Raw genomic sequence first — 4,751 nt, 5'->3', positions numbered from 1 at the left:
CCCCACACCCCACACCCTGCTCCCTTCCCCGATCAATGGCAAAAATCCAGCTTAAAACCCCAAAATCAGAGCATCTTGCCGCCATGGTGGCACTCGATCGCACCAGTCTCGGCGGTATCTGGACGTTATCGGGATATCAACGGGAATTAGACAGCCCCAACAGTGAATTATTAATTCTTACCCTAGACCGGGATGACGAAACCCTAATCGGATTGGCTTGTTTTTGGGCAATTCTCGAAGAAGCGCATATTACTCTCCTAGCAATTTACCCAGACTATCAAAGACAAGGATTAGGAAAACTACTTCTCTACAAACTTCTGGAGAAGGCTGTACAAAGACAACTGGAAAGGGCTACGCTAGAGGTGAGGGTATCGAACCAGTCAGCGATCGCAATCTACGAGCATTTTGGCTTCCGCATCGCTGGAGAGCGTAAAAATTATTATCCGCAAACTGGCGAATCGGCCCTAATTTTCTGGCGCAACGATCTACAAACGGCCGCTTTTCAGGAACAATTAAGCAAGTGGCGACAAGAAATCCTCTCAAGACTGGCGCAGGGAGAGTGGCAATTAGAGGAAGAAACCAGAGCCAAAATAGATACCATGGGGATGTCATGATTACCTACAAGCTTAAATCAGGTCGAGGTTAGGGAAAAATGAGGATTTTAGTGTTGGCGTGGGAATTTCCACCGCGATTAGTGGGCGGTATCGCCCGTCATGTCGCTGAACTCTATCCCGAAATCGTCAAACTCGGTCATGAAGTCCATTTAATCACGATCGAATTCGGTCAGGCCCCCAGTTACGAACTGGTGGAAGGCATTCACATCCACCGTGTCCCCGTACCCCCCGGCAATGACTTTTTCCATTGGGTGGTCAACATGAATAACAGCATGGGGCAACAGGGCGGCAAACTAATCGCCGAATACGGAAAATTTGACCTTGTTCATGCCCACGATTGGTTAGTAGGGGATGCGGCCATTGCCATGAAACATCTCTTTAAAATCCCCCTGATTGCCACTATTCACGCCACGGAATACGGACGTTATAACGGACTGCACACCGACACCCAACGCTATATCGCCGGCAAAGAGGGAACCCTCGTCTATAATGCTTGGCGCATTATCGTCTGCACTGGCTATATGCGTCATGAAGTCCATCGGGCTTTGGGCGCACCCTGGGATAAAATCGATGTGGTTTATAACGGTATTCGGGCCGAGAAAAAGCAAAGAGACCCTAACTTTGATTACCGAGCTTTTCGTCGTCAATATGCCCAAGATCACGAAAAAATCGTCTATTACGTCGGGCGTATGACCTTTGAAAAGGGGGTTTCGGTGTTACTCAACGCTGCCCCAAAAGTCCTGGCCCAGACCGAGGGTCAAACTAAATTTGTCATTATCGGTGGCGGCAATACCGACAAACTCAAACAACAGGCTTGGCATCTGGGTATCTGGCATCATTGTTATTTTACGGGCTTTATGTCCGATGAAAACCTCGATCGCTTCCAAACCGTGGCCGATTGTGCCGTTTTTCCCAGTCTTTACGAACCTTTTGGTATTGTCGCCTTGGAAAGTTTCGCCGCTAGGGTTCCCGTCGTAGTTTCCGATACCTGCGGTTTTCCCGAAGTTGTCCGTCATGGTCAAACGGGAATTGTCACCCGGGTCAATAATCCCGATTCCCTCGCTTGGGGCATTTTGGAGGTTTTAAATCATCCCGAATACGCCCAAGAATTAGCTAATAACGCCTACGAAGACCTAGAAAAACGCTTTCATTGGGCGAATTTAGCCCGTCAAACTGAGACAGTATATGGTTTGGTTGTCCAAGAACGACAACTGGTAGAATGGCGTTAATCAGGGAGCGGTTTTTTAGCCGTCAGCCATCCTGAAGCCGTCCCGATTTTCTTCTGGACAAACCCAATGAACTAGAGCATAATCCTAGGAGAGTAATTTCCTCGACACAAAATTATGAATATGCTGAAAATGACTAAGGATTTTAATCCCGCTCAACTAGCAAGTGTCCTGGTCAATTTCATCGGTTTTGTGGTTTTATTGACCTGTGTACTTCTTTCTCCCCATGCTCTCGTTTATGATGAAGTTTATCACTTACCGTTAGTAGATTTATTAAATCAATACGGTTTATCCTATCGATTCTTACGCGGTACAGGACAATCGGCCCCAGGTCCGTTATACCCGATAATTCATTATATCTTTCAGCCCTTGACCAATTTGCAAGCCCCTGCCGTTAGGTTGGTTAATATTCTTCTTTTATTACTGTTAATTTTAGTCCTGAGTTTAACCCTGCAAAAAATTTTCAAAATTCCCCAGCCACTGGTCTCTAGTCTGACAATTATGGGCTTACCGATGATTTGGGTGATTACGGGCATGGCTCTCACGGAAATCCCTGGTATGCTCTTGGCAACTTTAGCAATTTTCTTGATATTTATAGCTCTAGAAAAAATTGCAGATAACCGGCAAATGAGCTTAGGAATAGCCGCTCTGAGTGGATTATGTTTAGGGATAGCAATCCTAGGCAGACAAACTTTTATCGTTTTAGTGTTTATCTTGCCAATACTAACAATTAGTTCCTCAAAAAAATCTTGGCAACCTTTAATATTATGCTGGTTAACTTCTGGAATTTTACCCGCTATCGTTTTTAGCGTATGGGGTGGATTAGTTCCCCCCGGTCAAAGTTCATTATCTTCTGGATATTCTCTGGTAAACGGATTTCTTTCCTTTGCCTACACCGGTCTTTTATTATTTATCCTCGCTCCCAAATGGTTCAGCTTGAATAAGGTGATAATAATATCTGTCCTGGTCAGCAGCTTTCTAGGCAACGCTATCTTTAAAATCCTTTCTATTCGTCCAGCCTACCAAGTTTTCCAGAAAATTATTCCCGATCCTACTTGGCTAAGTTTCTTTTTCTATTTAGCTTCCTCCTGTCTGCTTGCCTTTGGAATTCTTTTTCTGATTGCCAGCCTCAACAATTGCCGAGATCACTATAAAGATAGTAAATTTCTGTTTTTAAATGTTGCCGTGATCGTAGTTGCCGCTACAGCTTTTAAAATTACCCATTATTATTCGACTCGCTATACAGCTACAGCTATTCCATTCTTGATCCTGTTAGCCCAGTATTATACCAAAGATAACTATTTCAAGGTAGCCCGCTTATTGCTGGGGAATGTTGTCGGCTGTTTGATGTTAGTTTCTTATTTTTTGCGTCCTTGGAACTAGAAATCTTGCCAGATGGGATTCTTTGATTTTTGACAAGGATATACCTTAAAATAACAAAGGCACAACTTAACTTCTCCAACTATGACCATGAAAGCAGCTGAAATTATGACCACGGAGGTGGCCAAGATTAAAGGTTCTGAAACCGTTGCCAAAGCGGTACAATTGATGAGAGAAAAGAACATTAGAACTCTCATTGTCGATCGCCGTCACGATGAAGATGCTTACGGAATTATCACTGAAACCGATATTGTCTATAAAGTCGTCGCTTTCGGTCAAGATCCGCAAAAAGTGCGCGTCTATGAAGTGATGAGCAAACCCTGCATCGTGATTAATCCCGACCTCGGGGTTGAATATGTGGCCCGCTTATTTGCTAATACCGGTATTCGTTTCGCACCAGTAATTAAAGGCGGTTTGCTCGGTGTTATATCCGTTAGCGACATTCTCCATAAAGGTAACGCCGTCGAAAAGCCCCGCAGTCTTGATTTAGAAGCGGAGATTATCAAAGCTAGAGATATTGCCCGGGCAGTATGTGCTGAAAAAGGGGGAAATTCTCCCGATTGTGCTGCAGCTTGGGATATTGTTGAGGAATTACAGGCAGAATTGGCACACCAACGCGCTAAAAAACCGGAAAAAACCTATTTTGAGGAATACTGTCAAGAAAATCCCGATGCTTTTGAAGCTCGTATTTATGACACCTAATCCCCATGGCTTTGAGGTATTCTCCGATACCTCAAACTTTTTAATCCGGCAAAAGTAGTGTATAAAGGTTTTATTTACTAATAATCGAGGAAAAACTATGGCCGATCTATTTGTCATCGCCTATGAGGACGAATTTAAAGCAGAAGAAGTTCGTTTAACTTTGGCTAAACTGCAACAGGAACATCTCATCGAGTTAGAAGATGCTGCCGTAGTGGTTAAAAACAAAGATGGCCAGATTAAACTCAAGCAAGCGGTCAATTTAACGGCAGCGGGAGCCGCCAGTGGCAGTTTCTGGGGATTATTAATCGGAATGCTCTTTTTATACCCTTTATTAGGGGCCGTCCTCGGTGCTGCTGGTGGCGCTTTGGGAGGTGCTTTAAGTGATATCGGTGTGGATGACAATTTTATGCGGGAATTGGGAGAAACCATGCAGCCAGGTACATCTGCTCTCTTTGTTCTCGTCCAAAAAGTTACCCCCGATAAGGTCCTCGATGAAGTGGCCCCCTACGGAGGTAAAGTGTTACGCACTTCTTTGACCAAAACCGACGAAGCGGAATTACAGAAAATTCTCGACCAAAGAGGTGTTAAACCCGAAATCGTTTAGGATATGGGTCCATAAAAGCTAGAAAAAGGGAATATATTTCCCTTTTTGCTTTTTTAGAGAATTTCCTAATCTCATGAGGTACGATAATTAGGGGCTGCTGAAAAAGTTTTTCGTGGGGGCAGGGTGTGGGGTGTGGGGTGTGGGGTGTGGGGTTTTACCCATTTTCAGGTGGTCAATTACCTAATTTTCAGGGAAAAAATCCCTAAATTTTCCCCCCAATCACTC

At 44.3% G+C, this 4,751-nt stretch carries 5 protein-coding genes; all 5 read left to right on the top strand.

Annotated elements, in window-relative coordinates; all coding sequences use genetic code 11:
- Positions 1 to 35 precede the first annotated feature (35 nt).
- The gene (gene rimI / locus O9290_RS27885; RefSeq protein ID WP_288056234.1) at positions 36 to 614 is read left to right on the top strand and encodes a ribosomal protein S18-alanine N-acetyltransferase; all 579 of its coding nucleotides are present in this window, start codon (positions 36 to 38) and stop codon (positions 612 to 614) included.
- 38 nt (positions 615 to 652) lie between these two features.
- Complete coding sequence (locus O9290_RS27880) at positions 653 to 1,843, top strand: glycosyltransferase family 4 protein (RefSeq protein WP_288056232.1); 1,191 nt, start codon at positions 653 to 655, stop codon at positions 1,841 to 1,843.
- A 114-nt stretch (positions 1,844 to 1,957) separates the two neighbouring features.
- A complete protein-coding gene (locus O9290_RS27875) occupies positions 1,958 to 3,223 on the top strand; it encodes a glycosyltransferase family 39 protein (RefSeq protein ID WP_288056230.1) in 1,266 nt (421 codons plus the stop codon).
- A gap of 81 nt (positions 3,224 to 3,304) precedes the next feature.
- Positions 3,305 to 3,922 carry a CP12 domain-containing protein gene (locus O9290_RS27870; RefSeq protein WP_002756663.1) on the top strand — a complete coding sequence of 206 codons (618 nt, stop codon included), beginning with the start codon at positions 3,305 to 3,307 and terminating at the stop codon, positions 3,920 to 3,922.
- A gap of 97 nt (positions 3,923 to 4,019) precedes the next feature.
- Positions 4,020 to 4,526 (top strand): DUF1269 domain-containing protein, encoded by a 507-nt coding sequence (locus O9290_RS27865; protein WP_288056228.1) that lies wholly within the window; start codon positions 4,020 to 4,022, stop codon positions 4,524 to 4,526.
- The last annotated feature ends 225 nt before the right edge of the window (positions 4,527 to 4,751 follow it).

The sequence above is a fragment of the Microcystis sp. LE19-41.2A genome, from assembly GCF_027530405.1.
GTDB classification, from domain to species: Bacteria; Cyanobacteriota; Cyanobacteriia; order Cyanobacteriales; family Microcystaceae; genus Microcystis; species Microcystis aeruginosa.
Note: the sequence above shows the minus strand (reverse complement) of the source record. Positions and strands in the feature narration are given on the sequence as shown.

What these genes read in the sequence shown, in the direction of transcription:
- O9290_RS27870 (WP_002756663.1), top strand. Translation starts at nt 3,305, where the DNA reads ATGACCATGAAAGCAGCTGAAATTATGACCACGGAGGTGGCCAAGATT.
- O9290_RS27875 (WP_288056230.1), top strand. Translation starts at nt 1,958, where the DNA reads ATGAATATGCTGAAAATGACTAAGGATTTTAATCCCGCTCAACTAGCA.
- O9290_RS27880 (WP_288056232.1), top strand. Translation starts at nt 653, where the DNA reads ATGAGGATTTTAGTGTTGGCGTGGGAATTTCCACCGCGATTAGTGGGC.
- O9290_RS27865 (WP_288056228.1), top strand. Translation starts at nt 4,020, where the DNA reads ATGGCCGATCTATTTGTCATCGCCTATGAGGACGAATTTAAAGCAGAA.
- rimI (WP_288056234.1), top strand. Translation starts at nt 36, where the DNA reads ATGGCAAAAATCCAGCTTAAAACCCCAAAATCAGAGCATCTTGCCGCC.